The organism is Aliiglaciecola lipolytica (assembly GCF_018860635.1).
In the GTDB taxonomy this organism is placed as follows: Bacteria; Pseudomonadota; Gammaproteobacteria; order Enterobacterales; family Alteromonadaceae; genus Aliiglaciecola; species Aliiglaciecola lipolytica_A.
In genome coordinates this window covers 56453-80853 of the sequence record NZ_JAHKPT010000036.1, presented here as the reverse complement: position 1 = coordinate 80853, position 24401 = coordinate 56453, and the positions used below count along the sequence as shown (strand labels likewise).

Sequence of the window (24401 nt, the reverse complement as noted above, 5' to 3'; positions counted from 1 at the left end):
GCATGTTAGGACAGCCATGCAAAAGGGCTTGTTAGGACAGCCATGCAAAGGGGCATGTTAGGACAGCCACCCAAAGGTGCTTGTTAGGACAGCCACCCAAAGGGGGCATGTTTGGACAGCCATCCAAAAGGGCATGTTTGGACAGCCACCCAAAGGTGCATGTTAGGACAGTCACTTTGATCCCTTTGATCTGAACGACATTTGCAAAATTTGGAGTTAGGCGCCATTGGCTAAAGACATGCGCACTGACTCTGGGAAACGGGTGATTTTCCAAAGTTGCTCACACAGTCTTTTGGTATCCATGTAATCCCCCTCCAGTAGCCAGTTGATTAGTATGTCTGGGGAATTTGGGTAGGTAATTGGTTCCGGTGAGTCTTTACTTAGCCACTTTGAAACGATGTTTGGGTCTAAACTATCCATACTGTCACACCGGTTCATGCGCTCTAGTGTGACGCGGTTGGATGTTTGTTCGTATTGATTTTTCAGCGGCTTTACCAGAATTTTTTTGCCTAATTGCAAACATTCGCTAGACAGCTCAAAACCTCCATTTGCAATGACTCCCGCACATTCAAATAAAGCTTGTTGGAAGGTTTGTTTAGAAAGTGGTCGCCATTGGCTGTTTGCAGTTGCAAAAGGGCCGTCTATATCTGGGTGGTAACAAACAAATTTTTCGTTAGGAAACTTTTCTAGTAACGCTTTGATGGCCTCTACATTTTCAAACGGCAAATAGACCAGCACATGTTCGCCTTTGGTTGCCTTGCTGTAAGATTCTTCGATGAATGGAGGCATAATAGGGAAGCCAAAATGATACCAATGGACTCCCAAATTGACATCGCAGGGAGCGAACGTGCGCATCAGCATTCTGTCGGTCCAAGCTTCACCTTGTTTAGGCACTTTATGTTTAAATGCTGCTTGGTGACTAATTGATATAGACGATAGGTCTTTCATTTTGGCGGCCCAAGCTGTTACTGGCTCGAAGTCATTCAGTAATACATGGTATTTGGCCACATTGAGTTGTTTTACATCCCGTATAAATTGTCTGATATTGGCTTGTTTTAGCGTTTCCCAGCGATTTACCTCGCCATTTTCGGTAATGAACGTTAATCCTGTCACAGTGCGATAATTGCCAAACACTTCCATGTCGAAGTAACGGGAGGGATCGCGACCACTAAATATGAAATCAACTTCAATATCATCTCGTTTGGCAAAAGCTTTCGCCATGATTCGCGCCCGAGCAATGTGACCATTACCCGTGCCTTGCACGCCATACAATATTTTCATTAAAACTACTTATACAAGGATAGAAAGACTTAACATTGAAATAGTGATACCTAAAAACGCACCGGCAACAATGTCACTAGGATAATGAACACCCAGCATGACTCTGGATAATCCAATTAAGCTTGCCCAAATATAAACTAAAACAGCTACGCTGGGATAGAAGTGAGCCAATAGCGATGCCATCAAAAAAGCAGCTGCGGTATGGCCTGAGGGTAAGCTGAATTTATCCGAAGGAGTAATGTGAGAGCGAAAATTGTAGATTAAATCGCAAGGCCTTTGACGCTTAAACAATTTTTTTAAAATCACATATATGGGTAATTCTAAAGCGTAGGCTAATAATGAGGTGTAAAGGAATATCGCCCCATCTTTGGGGTCGAAAACGCACAACAGCACGCCTAACAGCAAATAAACGTGCCCGTCGCCACTTTTTGAGATGTATTTAATTATTCGGCAATCGCGACCGGCGGTTACACCGAAAATCCAACGGAATATATGTGTATCAGCTCTGCCAAATGCATTCATCTCTAGGTACTCTTACATTTTGTACTCATTGCGAATAAAAGTAACCCTAGTGTATGAACGCTAGTTGACAAAAATACGAAACCTTTGTGACAGATGTAAGTCATATTTGTGACAGTGAAGAAAACTAATCTTAAGGTTTTACAAACTCGCTCGTAACACTTAATCTAGAGCTTTAATGCTTGAGTTGGATATTCTGATGGAATACAACACGTCTGAACTGTGTGATTTATTTGCTGATAGTGTAGATGTTGTCGACCCTTTATTTGTTAATTATGGTGGTAGGCTTTCTTACGGCGGTGAGATTACAACCGTCAAATGCCATGAAGATAAAGGATTGATTGATAAAGTATTGTCTCAACCTGGAAAAGGCAAAGTTTTACTAATTGATGGTGGCGGTTCTACTCGTCGAGCCTTGATTGATGTGAATACGGCTCAAATTGCCATTGAGCACGATTGGGAAGGCATTGTTTGTTACGGCAGCGTGCGTGAAGTCGATCAGCTTGAAGAATTAGATATTGGTATTCATGCCGTCGCGTCTATTCCAGTTAACGCTGCATTTGAACAAGTCGGCGAAGTTGATGTAGCGGTTAATTTTGGTGGTGTCACTTTTTTACCTGAAGATCATCTTTATGCTGATAGCACTGGCATTATTTTATCCCCAGAGCCGCTTGATATAGAATGAGTTTGAATGATTCAGTGAATCTTATTTGCTAGCAGCTGCCTAATGGGAATAGGCAGCTGTTACGATAAATCTTTGTTAGGGTGTTGGTTACAAGATTGAATTCAAGTAGGCAGCAATTCGCACTCCACCCATCTGCAACCTTTGCTTAACTTCAGGTAGGTGTTGGTATTGATAGCTCCAACTTAATTTTTCTTCCTGTGGGTATATGTTATTGCGCAATTGAATGCTTTCTTTGATCCACACTCTGGGATCAGTGGTTTGCCATTGTTTTGCCATCTCGGGTGAGATTTTTTGAGTTAACCAGTTTGTCCATTCTGTGAAAGACAATTGTTGTCTATCAATAATGCCGCTATCCCAAACTCGGTGCAGGTTTGAGTTTTCCCAAAAAAACTCGAGTTTGACATCGTTTCCACCGCGGTCTGTGCCATCACCAGCGTGTAATGGCTGATGCAAATCTCCGATAATATGGACAATAAAATGCAGCGCTAATTGTTTGTCTTGCAAAGTTGCTTCTGGGTTTTTCAGGGTCGCACTAAATGACAGCAAAGCCGTGTAAGCATCACCTTGTGACGGGGCATGTTTAGCGGCACTATAATCGCTGCCTTCGGGGACGCTAACATAATGCCAAGGAGATGAAGTTTTCTGCCAGAACTCCGAAGGGTCAGAGCGCATTTCATCTGCAATGGTCGATATTTCAGCTAAGGATTTGGTTGGGTAAATAGCTGCAATTTTTGCTTTCGCATCTGCGCTTAAATACTGCTCCGCAATATTCGCGGTGACGCGATGACCCGTTTGCCCCCACGCAAAGGCTTGGCTGTTCTGAAATAAACAGATTCCAAGCAGCGCCCATTTTGAATGTTTACGAAAAAAAGCGGTATATGACATAAATATCTATCTCTTTTTATTATTTTTGGTAGCCCCAACGAGGCATCAATTGTTGGTCAATATCTAAGTGGTCGAGGATCCGTGCGACCACAAAGTCGACCAAATCTTCAATCCGTTTAGGTTGGTGATAAAACCCTGGCGCCGCAGGCATTATGGTCACGCCCATCTGCGACAATTTGAGCATATGTTCAAGGTGAATGGTGGATAGTGGCATTTCCCGAGGAACGACAATTAATTGTCCTCTTTCTTTTATCACAACATCTGCTGCGCGTTCGATTAGGTTGTCACTTTTACCGGTGGAAATAGCGCTCAGTGAGCCAGTTGAACAAGGGCACACGACCATTTGTTTAGGGGCGGCAGAGCCGGAGGCTACTGGAGAAAACCACTCGTCTTTTCCAAACACGGTTATTTGTTCCGGTTTAGCATCAAAACGGTTAGTAAAAAACTCACTACAGGTTTTCGGATTGGCGGGTACTTTCAAGTCTTCTTCGGTCGCTAAAACGACTCTAGCGGCAGAAGATATGAGTAAATAAACTTGATAGTTAGCTGCAACTAAGGTTTCCAGCAACCTTAAACCATAAGGTGCGCCAGATGCCCCGGTGAATGCTAATGTAATTCGTTTTTCAAATTTCATGTTGGGCCAACTGTTCCAGTAAACGTGAATGAATGCCGCCAAAGCCACCGTTACTCATTATTAGAATATGATCGCCTGGTGCCACTTCGTGTATTAGTGTTTCGATAATGTCGTCAACACTAGCATAAACTCGGCTCGGCACAGCTGATTCTGCGGTAAGTTGCTGTAAAGACCAGTCTAAATTGTCTGGTTGAAACAGTAGTACTTGATCTGCATTTTTCCACGAATTAGCAAGCGTGCTGTGATGAACCCCCATTTTCATGGTGGCTGAACGAGGCTCTAATACGGCAAAAATACGTGCCTCTTTGACTTTGTTTCTTAAGCCATCGATCGTGGTTGCAATCGCAGTGGGATGGTGGGCGAAATCATCATAAACGGTAATGTCATTTACCACACCACGGGTCTCCATGCGTCTTTTCGCATTAACAAATTGTGCCAAAGCTTCAATCGCCAATTCAGGCTTTACGCCAGCATGACGGGCCGCTGCAATGGCCATAATCCCGTTGTGAATATTGTGTTGCCCTATCAATGACCAGTTTACCCGGCCAATAGTTTTGTTCTGCAATAACACATCAAACTCACTGCCATCAGCGGTTTGATTTGCAACTTGCCAATCCGTGCCTAAATATTGAACGGGTGTCCAACAGCCTTGTTCTAAAACCTGTTTTATATTTTCATCATTCGCCGGTGCTAATGCCAAACCATTACCGGGCAATATTCGGATCAAATGATGAAACTGTTTTTGTATCGCCGCCAAATTTTCAAAAATATCAGCGTGGTCGAACTCTAAATTGTTTAACACCAAGGTACGAGGATGGTAGTGCACAAACTTAGAACGTTTATCAAAAAACGCACTGTCGTACTCATCTGCTTCAATAACAAAAAATGGTGATTCACCTAAACGAGCTGAAATTCCAAAATTTTCTGGAACCCCGCCGATTAGAAAGCCAGGTTGCAATCCTGCATACTCGAGTACCCACGCTATCATGCTGGCGGTCGACGTTTTGCCATGGGTGCCTGATGCAGCTATTACCCATCTTTGTTTTAATACGTTTTCAGATAACCACTGTGGCCCACTGATATAATTTAAATTGCGATTTAACACCGCTTCCACACATGGATTTCCCCGCGACATTGCATTACCAATAATCACCACATCGGGCTCAGGGTTGAGCTGGGCTGGATCAAACCCTTGGGTCAGTGGAATGCCTAAAGATTCTAGCTGAGTGCTCATTGGCGGATAAACATTGGCATCGGAACCACTTACGTGATGTCCCATTGATTTGGCAATGGCGGCAATTCCACCCATAAAGGTGCCGCAAATCCCTAAAATATGAATATGCATAACTTTGGTTTTTTGAAAAAAAATTTTCGTAAGGTTAACAGAGATTCGAATGCCAACAAATGGATATTAATTTTAACTTGTTGTTTTTTGTGCTGAGTTTTGTGTTTAATAAAGGTACACTTTATCAATGTGTTCTATGATTAGTAACAATTACTGTCTAAACCATGTCCCTTATACAATCTAAAAATAGGCTTTCACAAGAATGAAACGACTCAATTCACAATTGCAAGAAGACGGCGCTCCAATGGAGCTAATATTGTTGATCCGCACATTATTAGCAGGTTGCAAGGAAATTTCTTTTAGGGTTAGTCAGGGCGCACTAGCGGGAGTGTTGGGCTCTTTGTTAAGTGAAAACGTTCAAGGCGAAACGCAAAAGAAACTGGACGTTATTTCTAACCAAATCTTAAAAGATATCTTAAAAGAGTCGGGTTATGTAAAAGCAATTTCTTCCGAGGAAGAAGATGACGTTGTAGGGTGCCACCCTGAAGGTAAGTATTTGGTCAGTTTTGATCCTCTTGATGGTTCATCAAATACAGATATCAATAGTTTGATAGGTACAATTTTCTCAATTACCCATGCACCACAATGGATGGACCCAGATGATCCTTCTGCTTTCTTGCAACCTGGAACACAGATTGTGGCTGCTGGATATGTGCTTTACGGCCCGTCTACCATGTTGGCAATGAGCACTGGTCGCGGTACTCACATTTATACTCTGGATAAAACCCACGGAGGCTTCCTATTAACAGAAGCTAACGTAGAGGTACCTGAGCAAACTAAAGAGTTTTCCATTAATAGTTCTAACCAGCGTCACTGGGAAGAACCTATGCAAAATTATATTAACGACTTGATTGCTGGTGATGAAGGCCCTAGAGGTAAAAACTTCAATATGCGTTGGGTTGGCGCAATGGTTGGTGATATTCACCGTATCCTTTCTCGTGGTGGCCTTTTTGCTTATCCATTTGATAAACGTAATCCAAAAATACCGGGAAAATTGCGTTTATTATATGAAGCAAATCCCATGTCATTTCTAATTGAACAGGCCGGTGGTGCTGCCACAACAGGTGACAGACGAATCTTGGAAGTTATGCCAGAAGAAATTCACCAACGTGTTCCAGTTATTATGGGCTCTAAAGAAGAAGTGGAAACTTGTATTACCTATTACTCAAAATAATCTAAGTAATAGATTTGTTTCTATAGGCAATTCCAAATCAGGGCGTAGGATAAAAACTTATGCCCTTTTTTATGGGCGATATTAGCTGAATCCGGTCTGCTTTATTTTTAATCTTAAAGTGAACTAGGCTCTGGTGATTTGCAGGTAAGTTGTCGTTTGGCGATGAAATCGCTATTGAAGACACAAAAGTACACACTTTTGCTAAATAATTGCGCATAATACTTTAAAACAACCTTAATAAGACCAAGGTAGCGATTTCATCTTGCACTGGAAGTCTTTATAATTGCCAATATTCACGTTAAATCAACTTATAGGTATGAATCAATGAGCTTAAATGCTGTTCCAGCAGGTAAAAACTTGCCAGATGAAGTAAATGTCATCATCGAAATCCCAGCCCACGCTGACCCAGTAAAATATGAAGTAGATAAAGACACTGGCGCCATCTTTGTTGACCGCTTCATGGCAACTTGTATGCATTATCCAACTAACTATGGTTACGTGCCACAGACGCTTTCTCTTGATGGCGACCCTGTTGACGTTTTGGTGATGACACCGTTTCCTTTATTGGCTGGCTCAGTCATCAAGTGTAGACCTGTAGGTGTTTTGAAGATGACTGATGAGTCAGGTGAAGATGCTAAAGTATTGGCTGTGCCAATTGATAAGCTTTCTACCATCTATCGTGAAGTAAAAGAAATCGATCAGGTGCCTGAATTGACTAAGCAACAAATTGAGCATTTCTTTGCCCATTATAAAGATTTAGAACCTAACAAATGGGTGAAAATCGAAGGATGGGGAAATTGTGAAGATGCTAAAGCTGAAATCGTTGATAGCGTAAAACGCTACCAAACTGAAGAAAAAGCTTAGTACCAAGCAAATTTAGAAAAGGGTTAACTTTAGGTTAGCCCTTTTTTTTGCTTGTTTCTGAGCAAAGCATTTTTCTGCAAACTGCTGTAAACTTACCATTCTTTATTATTCCCGTAAATGGCTAAAGCACAACATCATGAAGCTCAATTCGATTCGAAATAATCCTCAATTACTATTGTTGGCGATGGCGTTTGTTATGCCTTTAGTATTTTCGGTGTGGAATGCTCTTCTGAATAATTTTGTGGTGGAAAAAGCCCAGTTTACAGGTGCCGAAATTGGCATGCTACAAAGCTTGCGAGAAGTACCGGGGTTTCTGGCCTTTACCGCCGTGTTTTTATTGTTAGTAATTAAAGAACAAACTTTGGCAATGCTTTCACTCGCAGCTATGTGTGTCGGTGTCGCAATGACAGGCTTTTTTCCCTTTGAGATAGGTTTATATTGCACCACGGTGATCATGTCAGTTGGCTTCCATTATTTTGAAACCATGAACCAATCGCTGACGTTGCAGTGGCTTGGAAAAGAAAAAACTGCGCATTTTATGGGGCAACAATTAGCTGTTAAAAGCTTCGCATCATTGTTTGCTTACGGCAGTATTTGGTTGTTAATGGATTACGTGGGTATAAGCTATCAAACCATGTACATGCTAGCTGGTGGATTAGGTTTAGTCATTGTTCTGTTTCTATGGGCTTTCTTCGCACAGTTTAAGCAACCTTCTATACAACACAAACATATGTTTCTGCGCAAACGCTACTGGTTATATTATTGTTTAACCTTCTTTAGCGGTGCTCGTCGACAAATATTCATGGTTTTTGCGTCATTTATGATGGTCGAAAAATTTGGATACAGCGTGGGTGAAATTAGCCTGCTATTTATTATAAATTACGTATTTAACCTGTTGTTTGCCAGTAAAATTGGTCGATGGATTGCGAAAGTAGGGGAGCGCAAGGCTTTAACCGTGGAGTACATTGGCTTAATTGTGATTTTTGTGAGTTACGCCTTAGTGACAAGTTCACAATGGGCCGCTGCTTTGTATGTTATTGATCACCTGTTTTTTGCCATGGCGATAGCCATGAAAACTTATTTTCAAAAGATTGCTGATCCACGGGACATTGCATCCACAGCAGGGGTGAGTTTTACGATTAATCACATTGCGGCTGTGGTTATACCCGCTTTATTAGGTATTGTTTGGCTTACTTCGCCTACTTTAGTATTCTTTATTGGTGCAAGTTTTGCTGTGTGTTCATTGCTGTTGGCATTGAATATTCCAGATGCACCTGATGCAGGAAACGAAGTAAGAAAGAACCCTTTTTGTTGGGCAAATCATCCTCATCAAGCGCCAGACATTTCTGCTGCATCTGCGATATCTGAAGAATCAGCCAACATTAAGCCCACTGTCTAAGGACTAACTAAATTTATGCGAGCTCTATTACTTACTCTGTTTTTTATAACAACCTCTGCTTATAGCGAACCCACAGAAGTGTTTTGGGAAGATTTAGTGCCTGCCAATTATGTCGCACCGCCTGTAGACATTGATCACGCTTTGACTACCGGTCAGCAAAATCTATCTGCGCCTGTGGTGACCAAATTCAACAATATGGAAGTGAAAATACCCGGATTTGTCGTTCCTCTTGAAGGTGATCAAGACAATATTACTGAGTTTTTATTGGTTCCTTTTTTTGGTGCTTGTATCCATGTACCGCCGCCACCACCTAATCAAATTGTTTACGTGAAAATTCCAGAGGGCGTGCCAGCGATGGCATTAACTGATGTGGTTTGGGTAGTTGGCACCTTAACAACAGAAGGTTGGAGTGGCGAGATCGCAACAGTAGGTTATACCTTGAAGGGACAATCGGTATTACCTTACGACGGTTAAATTAAATAAGCGTTTGAACTTTTAAGCCGTGTAGATGCGCTCTGCCGGATTAAATAACACCCAAGAGGTAAGAATGTATTTATCGTTGGAAACAGGCACTGAGCCTCTATGGGTATGGGTAAAATAAGCAGGAGCAATCACCATTCTACCGGCTTTGGGTTGCACGGATTTATTTTGATAATAAAAATCCGTGGTGCCGCCTTCATCCACATCATTTAGATAAAACATAAACAATAAGATACGATGCAGGGCGTCATTATTACCAGCTTGTGGATAAACTTCTGAGTGCCAGTATGGATATCCACCTTTATTCATTTGGTATTTTTGTGCGTTGATGTCACCAATTCGAAATAGGTATTGCACCAAGTTTTGTAAGTTCGGTTTACCCACTGTTTCGAAATTTTCTTGGGTTAACTTTACTGGTTGGCCGCTGCTGGGATCTTGCACCGTTAAGCCAATTGGGCCGATCAGTGCAAAAAAATGTTTTTCAAAGTAATTCATTAATTGCTGAGATAATAATGGCAGCATCGCTTGATATTCAGGCTGAAATTCAGGGTGTTGTACTATCGATACATCTTTACTGAGCTTTTTATCAGTATCAACACCGCCGCCAGTGCGACCTGGCTGAATATTTTTGCTGTTTTCGAAACGCTGGATGAATCCGCGGCACAACTTCTGCGGCAATACATCATCAATTACTTCAATAAAATCTGTCACTTTTAAGCTTCCTGCTGGGGATACAAATGTTCTTCAAGTTGGGATTTGATTGCGCCGTCAATTGGTACCGATTTATTGCTTTCAAAATCGAACCGCACTAAGGTTGTAGTACCTGAGGCGACTTTCTGATCTTGTTGCCAAATTTCCTGATAAGTATCGAATGAACTATTGCCCACTCGGCTTACGTAAGTGCGCACTTCTACTGATTTGCCGTAATATATCTGCAAATGAAAGTCGATTTTGTAACTGGCTAAAATCAATGGCCAATTCTGCAAATCTAGATCTGGCGTAAACATTTTGAAGATCGGCTCTCTGCCGCATTCAAACCAGCCAGCAACAACAGTGTTACTGACGTGAGCCAAACCATCTGTTTCATAAAACCTGACTTTAAAGTGTTCGCTAAACATACTCTAATCCGTGTCTAATTATGCCTGTCTGGCATTGTCTAAAATTGGCTTAAGGAAATGCGCAGTGTGCGAACCTTTTACCTTACTCACATCTTCTGGTGTACCTTGAGCGATAATATTGCCCCCGCCTGAACCACCTTCAGGACCAAGATCGATAATCCAATCTGCGGTTTTTATTACATCCAGATTATGCTCAATAACCACAACTGTATTACCGTGGTCACGGAGTCTATGTAATACTTCCAACAGTTGTTTTATATCGTGGAAATGCAGACCGGTAGTTGGTTCATCTAAAATATACAGAGTTTGACCGGTATCACGCTTAGATAACTCTTTGGCTAGTTTCACCCGCTGTGCTTCACCACCGGAGAGGGTTGTCGCCGATTGACCTAAGCGAATATAAGACAAGCCTACATCCATTAGCGTTTGTAGTTTGCGCGAAATCGCCGGGATGGCATCGAAGAATTCTCGGGCTTCTTCCACGGTCATGTTTAACACTTGATTGATGTCTTTACCTTTGTAGGTAATTTCCAGTGTTTCACGGTTGTAACGTTTACTTTTACACACATCGCATGGCACATACACATCTGGTAAGAAGTGCATTTCCACTTTAATCAGACCATCTCCCTGACACGCCTCGCAGCGTCCACCTTTGACGTTGAAACTGAATCGACCGGGTTTGTAACCGCGAGAGCGAGCTTCTTGGGTTGCCGCAAACATTTCACGAATTGGCGTGAAAATACCCGCGTAAGTGGCCGGATTTGAGCGTGGTGTGCGACCGATAGGACTCTGGTCGATATCAACCACTTTGTCTAACTGCTCAAGACCGGTGATATCTTTGTAGGGAGCGGCTTCTCCGGTGGTTGCGCCGTTTAACGCGTGATGGGCTAACTTGTAGAATGTATCATTCACTAGGGTCGATTTACCCGAGCCTGACACACCAGTAACACAGGTCATTAGTCCCACAGGAACGTGTAAATCTACCTGTTGTAGGTTATTACCGGATGCCCCCGTCAGTTTCACCCATTTGTCATCTTTGACTTTATTACGTTCTTTGGGTATTTCTATACGTTCTCTACCAGATAGGTACTTCCCAGTAAGTGAGTCTTCACTTTCTAGGATGTCTTTAAGACTACCTTCAGCAACGATTTGACCGCCATGGACACCGGCTCCTGGGCCTATATCGACGATATAGTCGGCTTCTTTTATGGCATCTTCATCATGCTCTACGACGATAACCGTGTTGCCCAAATCTCGTAAGTGACGCAGGGTTTTTAATAATCGCTCGTTGTCTCGTTGATGCAATCCAATAGATGGTTCATCTAAAACGTACATAACGCCAACTAAGCCTGCACCTATTTGGCTGGCTAAGCGGATCCGCTGTGCTTCACCACCTGATAAGGTATCGGCGCTTCTTGACATGGAAAGGTAATTCAAGCCCACATTGACTAGAAAACTTAACCGGTCGTTGATTTCTTTTAAAATCTTTTCCGCAATCTGCGCGCGCTGTCCTGTTAAGTCTAATTCAGCAAAAAAGGAGAGTGCATCAGATATCGACATTTCAGTGATTGTTGGCAGGGCAGTTTGACCAATAAAGACGTTTCTGGCTTCCAAACGTAAACGTGCACCACCACAACTATTACAATGTTGTTGGCTGAGATATTTGGACAGTTCTTCTCGCACCGCGTTAGACTCTGTCTCTTTGTAGCGGCGATCCATATTGGGAATAATGCCCTCAAATGGATGTTTGCGCTCCATAATATCGCCACGATCATTAATGTATTTGAATTTTATTGCGGTACCTTTGCTGCCGAATAAAATCACTTCTTTGTGTTTCTCTTCAAGCTCTTCAAATGGAACCGTCAAACTAAAACCATAGTGATCAGCGACGGCTTGTAGCATTTGAAAGTAGTAGTAACTGCGTTTGTCCCAACCGCGTATTGCGCCGCCAGACAAACTCAATTCTTCATTGCTGACAATTTTTCCCGGATCAAAAAACTGCTTGTTACCTAACCCATCACAGGTTGGACATGCGCCAGCTGGATTGTTAAACGAAAACAATCTAGGCTCGAGTTCGGCCATGCTGTAACCACAATGAGGACAGGCAAAATTGGCTGAAAACACCAATTCGTCTTTTGCTGGGTCGTCCATAAACGCGACTTTGGCCGCGCCTGCAGATAACTGCAATGCTGTTTCAAATGACTCTGACAATCGCAATGCCAAATCTTCACGCACTTTAAAACGGTCGACAACCACTTCTATCGTGTGCTTTTTATGCAGGTCAAGTTCAGGTGGATCGGACAAATCGCAGACTTCACCGTCGATACGTGCACGTATGTAACCTTGCGCCGCTAAGCCTTCAAGGGTTTTAATGTGTTCGCCTTTACGCTCCTGCACCACAGGTGCAAGCAACATTAACTTTGTGCCTTCTTCCATCTCTAGTACACGATCAACCATTTGACTGACAGTTTGCGCCGCTAAAGGAACGTGGTGAGTTGGGCAGCGCGGTTCACCCACTCTGGCGTACAACAGTCTTAAGTAATCATATATCTCGGTAATTGTTCCTACCGTAGAACGTGGGTTGTGAGACGTGGACTTTTGTTCGATGGAAATAGCAGGTGATAAACCTTCAATGTGATCCACATCAGGTTTTTCCATCATTGACAAAAATTGTCTGGCATAGGCGGAAAGGGATTCTACATAACGCCGTTGTCCTTCTGCATACAAAGTATCGAAGGCTAATGAAGATTTCCCCGAACCCGACAAGCCAGTAATCACAATTAGTTTGTCACGAGGAAGCGTTATATTAATATTTTTCAGATTGTGGGTGCGTGCACCCCTAACTTCAATTTTATCCATGGATCCAGAATGTTGCCTGACCAAAAGATCAGTATTACATAATTGCAATTCATGCTCTATTAGGAACTGACTAATTAGCTAAAAAAAGCCAAAATATTTTATTTAAAACGACTTTTCAACGATCTATCGCGTATTTTAATGCTGTGATAAACTTCGCGGCCAATTAGTATTAACTTCTTTATCAAAATAATGGTCAATCACCTTTGTGATTCACGAACTTGATATTAGACGACTTCAATTAGCTCTATATAAACCAAAGTGATTTGTTTTGAACGCAACTGAATTACGCGCAGCCTTGTCTCTTGCCTTTATCTATGTCCTAAGAATGTTAGGGCTATTTATGGTTATGCCAGTATTAGCTATCTTAGCCAAAGAGTACCCTGATTATTCGGTGCTTATGGTGGGTATCGCCATTGGTGGTTACGGACTAACTCAGGCGTTGCTACAAATTCCAATGGGGATGTTGTCAGACAAATTTGGCCGAAAACCTGTCATAGTCGTTGGACTGCTGATGTTTTGTTTAGGCAGCCTAATCGCTGGTTTTGCAGACAATATGTGGATGCTGGTGTTGGGCCGTATACTGCAAGGAACAGGCGCAATCGCTGGTGCGATAATGGCGTTAGCCGCGGATGTAAGCCGTGAAAATCAACGACCTAAAGTGATGGCAATTATTGGTATCGCTATTGGCTTTTCATTCTATCTAGCGTTAATGATTGGCCCGATGATTTCCAATGTTTGGGGGCTGTCGGGGATATTCTTTGTCACTGCATTGTTAGCATTTTTGTGTGTTTTTATCGTTGGATTTGTGGTTCCATCACAACAAAACTCAGCGCCATCTGGCGATACGCTGCCTACGTGGAAAGACTTGGGTAACTTGTTTGGCGATAAACAAATTCAAAAATTGAACATTAGCGTATGTCTGTTGCATATGATGATTACGCTGTTTTTCATGCAATTACCGGTCATGCTGCAACAAATGGGGTTATTGATCGACTCTCAATGGCAACTTTATTTACCTGTATTGTTAATCTCGATTTTAGGTTTAACGATTTTGATGGGCTTAAATAGAAAAGTCTCGCAGAAAGTGCTGATGTTAGTGTCGATATTTTTACTCATCATTGCCTGTGCTGGTTTATCTTGGTCATCAACCTTGTTCTCGTTAGCCGGCTTTGCAGTAATATTTTTCACTGGTTTTAATTACTTAGAAGCAAATTTACCTGCATGGGTATCGAGCATTGCCCCAGCGGGTAAAAAAGGCTCCGCAATGGGAATGTATGCTAGCTTCCAGTTTTTTGGTGCTTTTTTAGGAGGGATGTTAGCCGGATTCCTCAACCAATATTTCTCCCCGTCACAAGTTTTAATGTTCGCAATCGCCATTTTATTTATATGGACAGGCATCATTTATAACCTTAAAAGCGTAAATAAATACCGACGATATACATTAAGCGGTATTAATCATTCTGCGGATCTAGATTTGTTGAAACAACAGTTGCTGGCGATGCCTGGCGTTGTTGATCTTGCTTTGGTGACTGAGGAAGACAGCGTATACGTGAAAGCAACCGCAGAATTTGATCTTCGACAAGCGCAGCAACTGGTGCTTCACACTGCACCGCAGTTGTAATTCAAGCCGGTTATATCAACTTCAATGTTGGCCCAAATTTGCGCTAAACTGAAATAACGATTTTCACGAGAATACTGATGACCGAATTAATCCCCTGGCGTTCGTTATTGTTTTTACCTGCCAATAATCAAAAGTTTATTGATAAAGCGCATACCCGCGCAGCCGATGGTTATATCCTTGATTTAGAAGACAGTATTCCAATTGATCACAAAACCAAAACTCGCGCTAATATTCTTGCTGCTGCCCAAGTTGTGTCTAAAAATGGGGCTGATACCTTAGTCAGAATAAACGCAGGATTGCGTCTAGCAATAAGAGACTTAGAAGCAGTAGTCGACCCGCAAATATGTGCGATAGTTATCCCTAAAGTCAGCAGCGCTGCCCATATTCAACTAATCGCTGAGACAATCGACGAGTTAGAACATGAAAAGCAAATGCCCATAGGTTATACACGACTTATTGCGCAAATTGAGCATGTTAATGCGATGCCTAAATTAGATGAAATTGCCGCTAGTTCATCACGTTTAATTGCTATGACAATGGGCACTGAAGATTTATCCTTATCGATTGGCATGGAACCGGTTACAGAAGCTCTTATCGGTCCTTGCCAGCAGTTAATTATGGCTTGTCGGCGCGCGAATATTGCGCCTATGGGATTTCCTGCCTCCATTGCCGATTTCAGTGATCCTGCTAAGTTTCAAACCGCCGCTGAGTTGGCAAATAAAATTGGGTTTGCGGGTGCGCCTTGCGTGCATCCTTTGCAAGTGAGTATATTGAATCAGGTCTTTATGCCTACTGAACTGCAAGTCAAACAAGCGAAAGAGTTAATTCAATCGTTTCAACAGCAATACAAGCAGGGCACTGGGGCCACTAACTATGGGAATAAAATGATTGATTTACCCGTGGTGCAACGGGCTGAAAATCTATTAAAAAGAGTGAATAAGCAAAACTAGACTAGCTCATTAAGCAAATTCATTTATATTAATGTTAAGGGATTTAAACTGAATTTAGTTCCGATTTTATTGAGATAAAACTGTTTAATCGGGTTACAATACCGCGGATAATATCGAATCATTGATGCCAAGTTTTTTAACTAAATTGGCAGCGAACATACCTTTTCAATAAAGATATTTGGGTAAGTTTCTGAATTTAATAACCAATTTAGAAATATCAGCTTGGATGCTAAATAAGTCTGACCTGAGATATACGAAGATGGTAAAGACAACTCATTTAGCGACGAATAATAGGAGTACACATGGCAACTAAAGGTGTCAACAAAGTCATTTTAGTGGGCAATATTGGACAAGATCCAGAAGTAAGATATATGCCTAACGGCAATGCAGTAGCGAACTTAAGCTTGGCTACCAGTGAAAGCTGGAAAGATCAGAGCGGTCAGATGCAGGAACGTACAGAGTGGCACAGACTGACTATGTACCGTCGCCTGGCAGAAATCGCTGGTGAATACCTGCGCAAGGGCTCACAAGTCTATGTTGAAGGCAAATTGCAGACACGTAAATGGCAAGATCAAAGTGGTCAAGACAAATACACCACTGAAATTATCGTTGACCAAATGCAAATGCTCGGTGGCCGTGGCGGTCAGTCTGACAATCAGCAAGGTGGCTATGCTAACCAAGGTGGCGGTCAATATAACCAATCGCCGCAAAAGCCAGCGCAAGCACCACAGCAGAATTACACTAAACCACCACAACAAGGCGGTGGTCAGCAATACGGTAATGCGCCGCAACAAAATCCAGGCCAAAACCCAGGCCAAAACCCAGCGCAAAAACCTCCTATGGCTGAGCCTGATTTTGACTTTGATGATGATATTCCGTTTTAACTGGAATTTGATCAAAGTGTAAATATTGAAAACATCTTCGAAAGCCGCAAATAGCGGCTTTTTTTATGGCAAGTTTTGTATTTTAATTAGCAATTCAATTTACCCTGAAGGGAGTTTTCATCAAGGGAAACGTAACAATCCAGTGGTCTGCTTTTATACTTCAGTGATTCTGTTATTGTACTGTCCCTAAGTTGTCATCTATATGTTAATGTTACGAGTTTCTAATTAATCGTGAATGTTTGCCAAACGGCTCTTGTTTAAAAGGAACCCAAGTTTAATGAACCTAAAAAAGTTCTCTATTACTTTGCTATCCATAGGGATTAGTATTTCGTCTTTCACCGTTAGTGCAAAGGAACACCCCAATCTTATTCTGACCGAGCCTGGTGTGGAGAGAATTAGAGCAAATTTAGGCCAGGTTCCTTTATTTGACAAATCTCTAGCAACAATCAAGCAACAAGTTGATGTTGAAATTGCATTGGGCATTGATACACCCATTCCTAAGGATTTTTCTGGCGGTTATACCCACCAACGTCACAAACTTAATTTCTTTACCGCGCAAAAAGCTGGTGTGCTATATCAGGTTCTAGAAGACGAGAAGTACGCTAAGTATATTCGTGACATGTTGTTTCAGTATGAAGCAATGTATAAAGATTTACCGCTTCACCCACAAGAGCGTTCCTACGCCCGAGGAAAGCTATTTTGGCAGTGTCTAAACGACAGTAACTGGTTGGTTTATATGAGCCAAGCCTATGATGCGATTTACGATTATTTGAGCGAGAGTGAGCGTAACAAATTAGAAACTAACTTATTTCGTCCTTTTGCTGACTTTTTATCATTAGAAAATCCGCAGTTTTTCAATCGAGTACACAATCACAGTACCTGGGGGGTCACCGCGGTAGGTATGATTGGTTTGGTAATGGATGACGAAGAACTCATTCAGCGTGCACTTTATGGCATTGAAGATGACGGCTTAGAAGTGGGTGGTAAAGACAACGACGGCGGAACAATCAAAGTTGAAGGGCAACGCAAAGGCTTCTTTGCCAACTTAGAAGAACCTTTCTCACCTGATGGTTATTATACTGAAGGTCCTTACTACCAACGTTATGCCATGTACCCATTCTTGATACTGGCACTGGCTATGGAAAATAACCGTCCAGAACTTAAGGTGCTACAACATAAAGATAACGTATTATTCAAAGGGGTTAACGCATTACTTAACTTATCTGATGCCGATGGTGAATTTTTCCCTATTAACGACGGCCAAAAAGGCATGTCATATTACACCAGTTCTTTAGTGTCTGCGGTGAACTTGGCGTATTTTTATGGAGATAAAAACCCTGAGCTACTCAGTATCGTTGAAAAACAAGGGCAGGTACTTATTGATGAGTCTGGCTTAGCGGCGGCGATAGGTGTACGCGACGGCGAAGCTAAACCATTCACCAAAAAATCAATTAATCTAAGTGATGGTATTGATGGTAAACAAGGGGGAATCGGCATATTGCGTTATGGCAATGAAGATCTCACTGTAGTCTTTAAATATGCGGCTCAGGGCCTGAGCCATGGTCACTACGATAAGCTTTCTTATTCTTTGTATGAAAAAGGTGATGAAGTTTTACAGGATTACGGATTAGCCCGCTTTGTTAATATTGAACAAAAAGGCGGCGGTAACTATCTTAAAGAGAACACGACTTGGGCAAAAACAACCATTGCTCACAATACCTTATCTGTAAATGAGAAAAAGCACTTTAATGGTAGCTATGATATTGCCAGTCAACATCATTCTGAGTTGTTTACCTTTGATGCTGAAAAAGACAATGTTCAGGTGGTGAGTGCCACAGAAAGTAATGCTTACCCTGGCACATCTATGCATCGCACTATGGCAATGATTAAAGATGAAAGCTTCGAGAAAGCCTTTTTACTCGATATCATGCGTGTTAAATCAGATAGCAAAAATCAATATGATCTTCCGTATTACTTTATGGGACAGGTTTTGGATATGAACTTTGCTTATGACTCTCCTAAAGTCCTGCGTCCGTTAGGTGAAGATAATGGTTATCAACATCTTTTTGTTGAAGGTAAAGGCAATGGAGTGAACGGAAATTCAAAATTCTCATGGTTAGGTAATGGCAAGTATTACACCTTAACGGCCGTGACGGATAACGATGATGAGTTGCTTTTCACCCGCATTGGCGCTAATGATCCTGAATTTAACTTGCGCCGTGATGCCTCTTTGTTATTGCGCAGAAATGCCCAAGATACCCTGTTTGTTTCGGTCATCGAACCCCATGGTTCATACGGGCCTGTGACAGAGTTATCACAAAATTCAAAAAGTAGTATCGCTGACCTGAAAGTGGTTGTTGATAACGACGACTATACAGGCGTAACTATTACTGACTTGAAGGGCAATGAGCAGTTATTCATTATCTCCAACGATAATGCTTCTAAAACTGCCAAGCATAGCGTGAAAGTCAATGGCAAAAAATATAAATGGACGGGGCCTTATTTCTACCAATAAAAAATAAGCATCAACCATATTAAACACCAGCCGTAGGATTCTCTGTTGCAATCCAGTGATATTGCAAAATATGCACAGAGATGAATACGGCTTTTTTAATTGAAATCGCCTTCTCCTCGTCTCTACCTCTATCAATACTCCTCTACTGTAAATCTACCGTGTTTTTTAGGCGCTTTTTTGGTATTTGTTTAAAAAATGACTTATCTTTGGTTCAGTGAAGTATCCATTTAATCGCAAAACATCCCAAGGAAGGCACTATGAACTTTATTTTACCTTTAACTATTGTCGTTTCCCTGTGCTTTTCTAGCTCATCTGTTGCTAACGAGTTTAATGATGCCATTGATTCCATTATGCAGGGGGCGATCGAAGATGGTGCGCCAGGGTGTAATCTGGGAGTTATCCACAAAGGAAGCTTTATCCATAAGAAAGGTTATGGATTGAGTAATCTTGAACTCGACACGCCCTTAGACGGGACACAAGTGCATCGAATGGCTTCTGTTTCTAAACAATTTACTGCCTTGGCTGTGCTACTACTTGCTGAAGAAGGCAAGATAGCCTTAGACGACGATATTCGTAAACATCTTCCATCTTTGCCCGATTACGGACACACAATAACCATTAACGGAATGCTTGGACACGTTTCTGGGATGGGAGACTATGATCTTATCAGCTCTTTTGACCAAGAAGAAAAAAATCCAAAGTCCATAGAATTGAAGTCTGCTGCTGGTGGCTTGTTTCGTCTTGGGAACGAGGATTATCTGACTATTGCGGAATTCTTCGAGGTTGTCAGCATTGTGCCCCTTGCTTTAGAGCCAGAAACTGAATTTAGTTATAGCAACCTGGCTTATTTTTTACTGTCGATGTTAGTGGAAAACGTTTCTGGACAGTCCCTTCGAGATTATTCCCATGAGCATATCTTTAAGCCCCTAGGTATGAAAAACACCTTCTTTAGTGATGACCCTGTAGAGATAGTGAAAAACCGTGCCTATGGTTACAAACAACGTGAAGATGGCACCTATGTAACCGATATGACAAACTTATTCTGGGTAGGCGACGGCGGTTTACACACCAATTTAGATGATTTGTTGATATGGGATAGTTACTTTTATTCCCCGAAACTGGGTAAAGATCCCAAGCAATTGCTCGCGGATATGAACACTCCCAATAGCAAGTTTGAGGCCCGTGAGGGTATTTTGTATGCGAACGGGCAATTTGTTAGTGAAGAAAATGATCAGCTCGTATTCTTCCACTCTGGCGGTTGGCTGGGCACTTATACCTTTTTTAGCCGAATTCCAGACAAAGACCTTGCCATTGCTTGGATGTGCAATGATATTTCTAATCAAGAGTTGGCTGCTAGTCTGAAAAAAGTGTTGAAACTAGCGAAAAAGGCGTTTTAGTAAATTAAGCTTGGAAAAGATGCCAACCGGCATCTTTCCAGTTTACTCTCTATCGACGTCTACGAGGTTCATGCATTGGGTGACCATAGTTTGAAATGCTAAACAGCAATCTAGTCTGCGCGCTTTAGTGTCGAACTATGATTTTTCCTCAAGTTAATCGTTGATTACAAATCAACGATTCCGCCATGGTCGAGTTCTTTATTACGCCAAATATTCTGGTAATGAGTGTCCTTAAACACCGCGCCTCCTTGCACAGTATAGTCAATCCATATATTTGGACAGTCAATCGGGCACATCCCCTTCACAATATCGGCAAAGGAGTTTGGTCGACAAGGCAAGTTAAACCCAGTAATCGCTCCGGAATTGAGAAATCCCCCCTTCTGCCTATGCATCTTGCCATATCTATTTGTTGGAGAATATTTAGTCTTGATAACCCCATGGCGCGGGCGGCGTATCAATTTCTTGAGTTAAATCGAAATCCACCCTGAACTCTCTTCCCTCGCGGATCAAACGGTAAGTAAATACCTCAGGGTAGATATACATTTGCCAGATATTGGTGCTCGACTGGGGATTGCCCGCTTTTGCGAACAATTCTTTAGAATACTGATCAACAGGGAAGGATTGAGCCTGTGGCCAGCCGGCATCTTGAGTATGGCCGCCGTACATGGTTGATTCTGAATAAGAGCCATCAGCATGGCGATGGTCATGTTTCAAAGAGAGACCTGAGCCGGTTTTAGTGATTATCCAAGTGCGTGACGCATCATCGCCTACGTGAAAGGGGATTTGCAATTGTTGTTCAGTACAGCGCCTTACGTGCATGATTAATGGCTGCTCAGACATATTGCTTGGGCCTTGATTATCGATAGTGACTTTACCAGCAAACGCCTTTCCACATAAAGCTTTCAGACTAGCGAAAAAAGTATCTTGAGTTGGAATAGATACCAAAGGTGCTGGTTTAATAATTTGTTGTGCATTGGCCATGAATGAACTGGCAAGTATAAGGCTGGCTATTGTTAGAGGTTGTAATATTCGCATTATTGTTTTGTTTCCTTCATTTAACGTCCGTTTACTTTGTCTTTAAAGCTACCACAATACTCTCTTTGTACACACTGTCTGAGCAAGATTAGTCTAATTTATTCAACCTGTTGTGTTTAGTTTGCAATACAAAATTATTCGCTACTAAACATGGGTGTCTTGTTTAGGGTTAACTAAACATAGGTGTCTTGTTTAGGGTTAACTAAACATGGGTGTCTTGTTTAGGGTTAACTAAACATGGGTGTCTTGTTTAGGGTTTAACTAAACATGGGTGTCTTGTTTAGGGTTAACTAAACATGGGTGTCTTGTTTAGGGTTAACTAAACATGGGTGTCTTGTTTAGGGTTAACTAAACATGGGTGTCTTGTTTAAGGTTTAACTAAACATGGGTGTCCTGTTTAGGGGAGAATAAACATGGGTGTCTCGTTTATGATGAAAAAAATCAGGTTAATCTCGGCTCATTTCAATTAGACGACTATAGGTACGGCGGAATTCAAATGTGAGGGCCCCCTCTAAATAGAGTTCGTTAAGTGGTACTTCCGTACTTAAGTATAATCGGACTCCTTGGTCATAAAGTTCGTCTATCAGGCTGATAAAACGTCGCGCCATGTCGTCATTTACCGCGTAAGATACAACCCGTTCACCAGTAGTGGTCGCCTGGTTCTCACCTACACCATCTTCTGTGCCTCGTGCTTTAATCCAGCCTCTAACTTTGCCACCTAGTTGAGGCACGCCGCTTAGCATCAGGGTGTTATAGCTCGATGCTATCTCAATGTAATCGAGTTGAGAGCGCGGGCCTTCGCACAATGCGGCAAAATCGAACCAAACCACTGAGTTTTGAATATGCCTTTGGGTAGCCTGAATAACAGGGATCTGACGATGACAAATATCGATACTGGAATGGTTTATTTGTGTTAACGGAATTGCCTGCGTTAACTCCGAAAAAATAGTCGGCAAATCTATGCTTGAGCCAACTCCAATGTAATTTGAAAGGAACTGGTCAACTGTGCTGTTAATTTCCACATTTTGTGCATGTAACCGATGATCTTGCTTACCGGCAAGATGCAAGGTTTGGGTATGTTGTTGCAATAAAGCAATGCAAGGCAGAAATTTGTGACGGGCTAGGCCGTTTTCGTATAAACGCTCGGTGGGGATATTTGAGGTTGCCACTAGCACAACGCCTTGTTCAAACAAACAGGTGAATAAACCAGCCAAGATCATGGCATCGCCAATGTCAGATACAAAAAACTCATCAAAACATAAGATACGATTATGTTTTGCCAGATCTTTGGCAATCTGCACAAGCGGATCTTGTTGGCCTGCATGTTCTTTAAGGGCTTGATGGATACGTGCCATAAAACGATGAAAATGCAGTCTTAATTTGCCCTTAGCCGGAAGGCAATCATAAAACAAATCCATCAAAAATGTTTTACCGCGGCCCACATCACCCCACAAGTAGAGTCCTTTTTGAATGTCGCTAGTCGCTTTACGTGGATTGGTGAGTTCTAAGAATAGCGCATTCAATGCCGTTATTGCTTGTAACTGCGATGGGTCGTCCACAAGTTTACTGCCAATTTGCGAACGATAAACAGCAAGGGGAGTGTGCAGAGTTGAAGTCTGACTGACGCCATCAGGCATTTTTAACTATTCCTATTTTGCACTGAGAAAACCAACCAACTTTAACTATTTTTTAGCCGTTTAGGCAAATGAATTTCGACCAACACACAGAACGATGGGAGAGATCTTATCACTGGGTAAAAGTTACACACTTTGAAAATGTTTCACTTGGTTTACTTATTTTAACTATCCAAATAGCGGTTAGTGAGTATTTACTGTTAAATTTGCTGTCCGCATAGTTGAAAAACTCCCAGCGCTTAATTTATATTTCAAGATGATTGTAAGTTTAAATAAAATATATTTAATACAATCGCTTAGAGTATTCCTGTTGTTGTTTCTTAATAATCTGACGTGTCTCTTTTGCCGTCAAAAAATGGAATTATTTGAATAGAGTCGGAATCTCATTTCTCACTTCACTATGATTACTTGTAACTGGCATTCACCTTGCTCATACATTGCTAAGTGAATAAATAAATCTGAGTTTTATTAAATCGAAGATTAATCAAACCTGGATTAAAAGTAGTTGGAGAATGATATGAACCTTAAAATGAATGAAGAACATCACCCGGGAAAAGTAGTAGGGGTGTTTGAAGATGAATCTACAGCCAAGAAAACAGCTGAAATCTTAATCACTAAAGGTGGCGTATCCAGCGACGAAGTAGCAGTGGTTTCACCGAAAGATAAACAGTTTGCTAAAAAAATCGAACCTGAAACTAAACAAATTGGTCGCACATTGTTGGCGTCGCATATTATGTTGGGATTAATCGGCTTAGTTATCGGCTTATTAGTGGCCTCTTCTTTGATTATTTCCGGTATTCAATTTGCCGTTTCTAGTCCGATAATGTTGATGATAGCAACAGGTACTTTAGGCACTTTTATGGGGCTGCTAGTAGCAGGAGCCGCTTCTTTAAGACCAGATCATGATTCAGTGGTCAATGAAGTGAGGCAAGGAAGAAAGAACAATCAATGGTCGGTCGTTGTGCAGACCAAAGATAAAAAAGATATTCAGCGAGCCAAACAATTAATGAAAGGTTCGGCAGTAAAACTAGCGGAAACTTTTTAATCATTGTTAATTTAACCGCATCTGTAAAAAGCCTATTTCTTTGCGCTTTTTGAGACAAATTCTTGTTGGTTAAATAG

The 24401-nt window shown here is 41.8% G+C and carries 22 protein-coding genes; 11 read left to right on the top strand and 11 right to left on the bottom strand.

Annotation, left to right across the window (positions count from 1 at the left end):
* Nucleotides 1-216 precede the first annotated feature (216 nt).
* Entirely contained in the window at nucleotides 217-1281 is a 1065-nt protein-coding gene (locus tag KO530_RS21425) for an MJ1255/VC2487 family glycosyltransferase (RefSeq protein ID WP_216050510.1), read from the bottom strand.
* A gap of 9 nt (nucleotides 1282-1290) precedes the next feature.
* A complete protein-coding gene (locus tag KO530_RS21420) occupies nucleotides 1291-1803 on the bottom strand; it encodes a phosphatase PAP2 family protein (RefSeq protein WP_216050509.1) in 513 nt (170 codons plus the stop codon).
* Between the two features lie 196 nt (nucleotides 1804-1999).
* Between KO530_RS21420 and rraA the strand changes: the two genes are divergently transcribed.
* Complete coding sequence (gene rraA / locus KO530_RS21415) at nucleotides 2000-2485, top strand: ribonuclease E activity regulator RraA (RefSeq protein WP_216050592.1); 486 nt, start codon at nucleotides 2000-2002, stop codon at nucleotides 2483-2485.
* A gap of 87 nt (nucleotides 2486-2572) precedes the next feature.
* Here rraA and KO530_RS21410 read toward each other — a convergent pair whose 3' ends face one another.
* Genes KO530_RS21410 through mpl form a run of 3 tightly spaced genes read right to left on the bottom strand, consistent with a single transcriptional unit; the run spans nucleotide 2573 to nucleotide 5349 of the window.
* Complete coding sequence (locus KO530_RS21410; protein ID WP_216050508.1) at nucleotides 2573-3370, bottom strand: S1/P1 nuclease; 798 nt, start codon at nucleotides 3368-3370, stop codon at nucleotides 2573-2575.
* Nucleotides 3371-3389: 19 nt separating this feature from the next.
* The gene (locus KO530_RS21405; RefSeq protein ID WP_216050507.1) at nucleotides 3390-4004 is read right to left on the bottom strand and encodes a flavin prenyltransferase UbiX; all 615 of its coding nucleotides are present in this window, start codon (nucleotides 4002-4004) and stop codon (nucleotides 3390-3392) included.
* Nucleotides 3994-5349 carry a UDP-N-acetylmuramate:L-alanyl-gamma-D-glutamyl-meso-diaminopimelate ligase gene (gene mpl / locus KO530_RS21400; RefSeq protein WP_216050506.1) on the bottom strand — a complete coding sequence of 452 codons (1356 nt, stop codon included), beginning with the start codon at nucleotides 5347-5349 and terminating at the stop codon, nucleotides 3994-3996. Before mpl ends, KO530_RS21405 begins: the two co-directional genes overlap by 11 nt.
* Nucleotides 5350-5551: 202 nt before the next feature.
* On the opposite strand from mpl, the gene KO530_RS21395 reads away from it, so the two are divergent.
* The 4 genes from KO530_RS21395 to KO530_RS21380 all read left to right on the top strand — a co-directional run bounded on the left by KO530_RS21395 (nucleotide 5552) and on the right by KO530_RS21380 (nucleotide 9260).
* Nucleotides 5552-6523: a class 1 fructose-bisphosphatase gene (locus tag KO530_RS21395; RefSeq protein WP_216050505.1), complete on the top strand. Its 972-nt coding sequence runs from the start codon at nucleotides 5552-5554 to the stop codon at nucleotides 6521-6523.
* 324 nt (nucleotides 6524-6847) lie between these two features.
* Nucleotides 6848-7387: an inorganic diphosphatase gene (gene ppa, locus KO530_RS21390; protein WP_216050504.1), complete on the top strand. Its 540-nt coding sequence runs from the start codon at nucleotides 6848-6850 to the stop codon at nucleotides 7385-7387.
* 136 nt (nucleotides 7388-7523) lie between these two features.
* Nucleotides 7524-8786, top strand: coding sequence for an MFS transporter (locus KO530_RS21385; RefSeq protein ID WP_216050503.1), 1263 nt, complete (start codon nucleotides 7524-7526; stop codon nucleotides 8784-8786).
* A gap of 15 nt (nucleotides 8787-8801) precedes the next feature.
* Nucleotides 8802-9260 carry a DUF3299 domain-containing protein gene (locus KO530_RS21380; protein ID WP_216050502.1) on the top strand — a complete coding sequence of 153 codons (459 nt, stop codon included), beginning with the start codon at nucleotides 8802-8804 and terminating at the stop codon, nucleotides 9258-9260.
* Nucleotides 9261-9281: 21 nt separating this feature from the next.
* Here the strand turns inward: KO530_RS21380 and KO530_RS21375 are convergent, their stop codons facing one another.
* The 3 genes from KO530_RS21375 to uvrA are packed head-to-tail and all read right to left on the bottom strand — an operon-like array spanning nucleotide 9282 to nucleotide 13243.
* Nucleotides 9282-9977, bottom strand: coding sequence for a 2OG-Fe(II) oxygenase (locus KO530_RS21375; RefSeq protein WP_216050501.1), 696 nt, complete (start codon nucleotides 9975-9977; stop codon nucleotides 9282-9284).
* Between the two features lie 2 nt (nucleotides 9978-9979).
* Complete coding sequence (locus KO530_RS21370; RefSeq protein WP_216050500.1) at nucleotides 9980-10384, bottom strand: acyl-CoA thioesterase; 405 nt, start codon at nucleotides 10382-10384, stop codon at nucleotides 9980-9982.
* 18 nt (nucleotides 10385-10402) lie between these two features.
* Nucleotides 10403-13243: an excinuclease ABC subunit UvrA gene (uvrA, locus tag KO530_RS21365; protein WP_216050499.1), complete on the bottom strand. Its 2841-nt coding sequence runs from the start codon at nucleotides 13241-13243 to the stop codon at nucleotides 10403-10405.
* Between the two features lie 268 nt (nucleotides 13244-13511).
* Here uvrA and KO530_RS21360 point away from each other — a divergent pair, with 268 nt between their 5' ends.
* From KO530_RS21360 to KO530_RS21340, 5 genes are all read left to right on the top strand, one after another.
* A complete protein-coding gene (locus tag KO530_RS21360) occupies nucleotides 13512-14864 on the top strand; it encodes an MFS transporter (protein WP_216050498.1) in 1353 nt (450 codons plus the stop codon).
* Nucleotides 14865-14941: 77 nt separating this feature from the next.
* The gene (locus KO530_RS21355; protein WP_216050497.1) at nucleotides 14942-15814 is read left to right on the top strand and encodes an HpcH/HpaI aldolase/citrate lyase family protein; all 873 of its coding nucleotides are present in this window, start codon (nucleotides 14942-14944) and stop codon (nucleotides 15812-15814) included.
* Nucleotides 15815-16116: 302 nt separating this feature from the next.
* Entirely contained in the window at nucleotides 16117-16698 is a 582-nt protein-coding gene (ssb, locus tag KO530_RS21350) for a single-stranded DNA-binding protein (protein WP_216050496.1), read from the top strand.
* A gap of 277 nt (nucleotides 16699-16975) precedes the next feature.
* Nucleotides 16976-19213, top strand: a complete 2238-nt coding sequence (locus KO530_RS21345; RefSeq protein WP_216050495.1) for an alginate lyase family protein — start codon at nucleotides 16976-16978, stop codon at nucleotides 19211-19213.
* A 257-nt stretch (nucleotides 19214-19470) separates the two neighbouring features.
* On the top strand, nucleotides 19471-20610 hold the full coding sequence (locus KO530_RS21340; protein WP_216050494.1) for a serine hydrolase domain-containing protein: 1140 nt from the start codon (nucleotides 19471-19473) through the stop codon (nucleotides 20608-20610).
* Nucleotides 20611-20774: 164 nt separating this feature from the next.
* Here the strand turns inward: KO530_RS21340 and KO530_RS21335 are convergent, their stop codons facing one another.
* The 3 genes from KO530_RS21335 to zapE all read right to left on the bottom strand — a co-directional run bounded on the left by KO530_RS21335 (nucleotide 20775) and on the right by zapE (nucleotide 23282).
* On the bottom strand, nucleotides 20775-21002 hold the full coding sequence (locus KO530_RS21335; protein WP_216050493.1) for a hypothetical protein: 228 nt from the start codon (nucleotides 21000-21002) through the stop codon (nucleotides 20775-20777).
* 28 nt (nucleotides 21003-21030) lie between these two features.
* Nucleotides 21031-21645 carry a hypothetical protein gene (locus tag KO530_RS21330; protein WP_216050492.1) on the bottom strand — a complete coding sequence of 205 codons (615 nt, stop codon included), beginning with the start codon at nucleotides 21643-21645 and terminating at the stop codon, nucleotides 21031-21033.
* A 446-nt stretch (nucleotides 21646-22091) separates the two neighbouring features.
* Nucleotides 22092-23282, bottom strand: coding sequence for a cell division protein ZapE (gene zapE, locus KO530_RS21325; RefSeq protein WP_216050491.1), 1191 nt, complete (start codon nucleotides 23280-23282; stop codon nucleotides 22092-22094).
* A gap of 514 nt (nucleotides 23283-23796) precedes the next feature.
* On the opposite strand from zapE, the gene KO530_RS21320 reads away from it, so the two are divergent.
* The gene (locus KO530_RS21320) at nucleotides 23797-24324 is read left to right on the top strand and encodes an HPP family protein (protein WP_216050490.1); all 528 of its coding nucleotides are present in this window, start codon (nucleotides 23797-23799) and stop codon (nucleotides 24322-24324) included.
* Nucleotides 24325-24401: the final 77 nt, after the last annotated feature.

Excerpts from the sequence above, each read along its gene's own strand:
- KO530_RS21425 (WP_216050510.1), bottom strand. The coding sequence starts at position 1,281 with ATGAAAATATTGTATGGCGTGCAAGGCACGGGTAATGGTCACATTGCT.
- KO530_RS21420 (WP_216050509.1), bottom strand. The coding sequence starts at position 1,803 with ATGAATGCATTTGGCAGAGCTGATACACATATATTCCGTTGGATTTTC.
- rraA (WP_216050592.1), top strand. The coding sequence starts at position 2,000 with ATGGAATACAACACGTCTGAACTGTGTGATTTATTTGCTGATAGTGTA.
- KO530_RS21410 (WP_216050508.1), bottom strand. The coding sequence starts at position 3,370 with ATGTCATATACCGCTTTTTTTCGTAAACATTCAAAATGGGCGCTGCTT.
- KO530_RS21405 (WP_216050507.1), bottom strand. The coding sequence starts at position 4,004 with ATGAAATTTGAAAAACGAATTACATTAGCATTCACCGGGGCATCTGGC.
- mpl (WP_216050506.1), bottom strand. The coding sequence starts at position 5,349 with ATGCATATTCATATTTTAGGGATTTGCGGCACCTTTATGGGTGGAATT.
- KO530_RS21395 (WP_216050505.1), top strand. The coding sequence starts at position 5,552 with ATGAAACGACTCAATTCACAATTGCAAGAAGACGGCGCTCCAATGGAG.
- ppa (WP_216050504.1), top strand. The coding sequence starts at position 6,848 with ATGAGCTTAAATGCTGTTCCAGCAGGTAAAAACTTGCCAGATGAAGTA.
- KO530_RS21385 (WP_216050503.1), top strand. The coding sequence starts at position 7,524 with ATGAAGCTCAATTCGATTCGAAATAATCCTCAATTACTATTGTTGGCG.
- KO530_RS21380 (WP_216050502.1), top strand. The coding sequence starts at position 8,802 with ATGCGAGCTCTATTACTTACTCTGTTTTTTATAACAACCTCTGCTTAT.
- KO530_RS21370 (WP_216050500.1), bottom strand. The coding sequence starts at position 10,384 with ATGTTTAGCGAACACTTTAAAGTCAGGTTTTATGAAACAGATGGTTTG.
- uvrA (WP_216050499.1), bottom strand. The coding sequence starts at position 13,243 with ATGGATAAAATTGAAGTTAGGGGTGCACGCACCCACAATCTGAAAAAT.
- KO530_RS21355 (WP_216050497.1), top strand. The coding sequence starts at position 14,942 with ATGACCGAATTAATCCCCTGGCGTTCGTTATTGTTTTTACCTGCCAAT.
- ssb (WP_216050496.1), top strand. The coding sequence starts at position 16,117 with ATGGCAACTAAAGGTGTCAACAAAGTCATTTTAGTGGGCAATATTGGA.
- KO530_RS21345 (WP_216050495.1), top strand. The coding sequence starts at position 16,976 with ATGAACCTAAAAAAGTTCTCTATTACTTTGCTATCCATAGGGATTAGT.
- KO530_RS21340 (WP_216050494.1), top strand. The coding sequence starts at position 19,471 with ATGAACTTTATTTTACCTTTAACTATTGTCGTTTCCCTGTGCTTTTCT.
- KO530_RS21335 (WP_216050493.1), bottom strand. The coding sequence starts at position 21,002 with ATGCATAGGCAGAAGGGGGGATTTCTCAATTCCGGAGCGATTACTGGG.
- KO530_RS21330 (WP_216050492.1), bottom strand. The coding sequence starts at position 21,645 with ATGCGAATATTACAACCTCTAACAATAGCCAGCCTTATACTTGCCAGT.
- zapE (WP_216050491.1), bottom strand. The coding sequence starts at position 23,282 with ATGCCTGATGGCGTCAGTCAGACTTCAACTCTGCACACTCCCCTTGCT.
- KO530_RS21320 (WP_216050490.1), top strand. The coding sequence starts at position 23,797 with ATGAACCTTAAAATGAATGAAGAACATCACCCGGGAAAAGTAGTAGGG.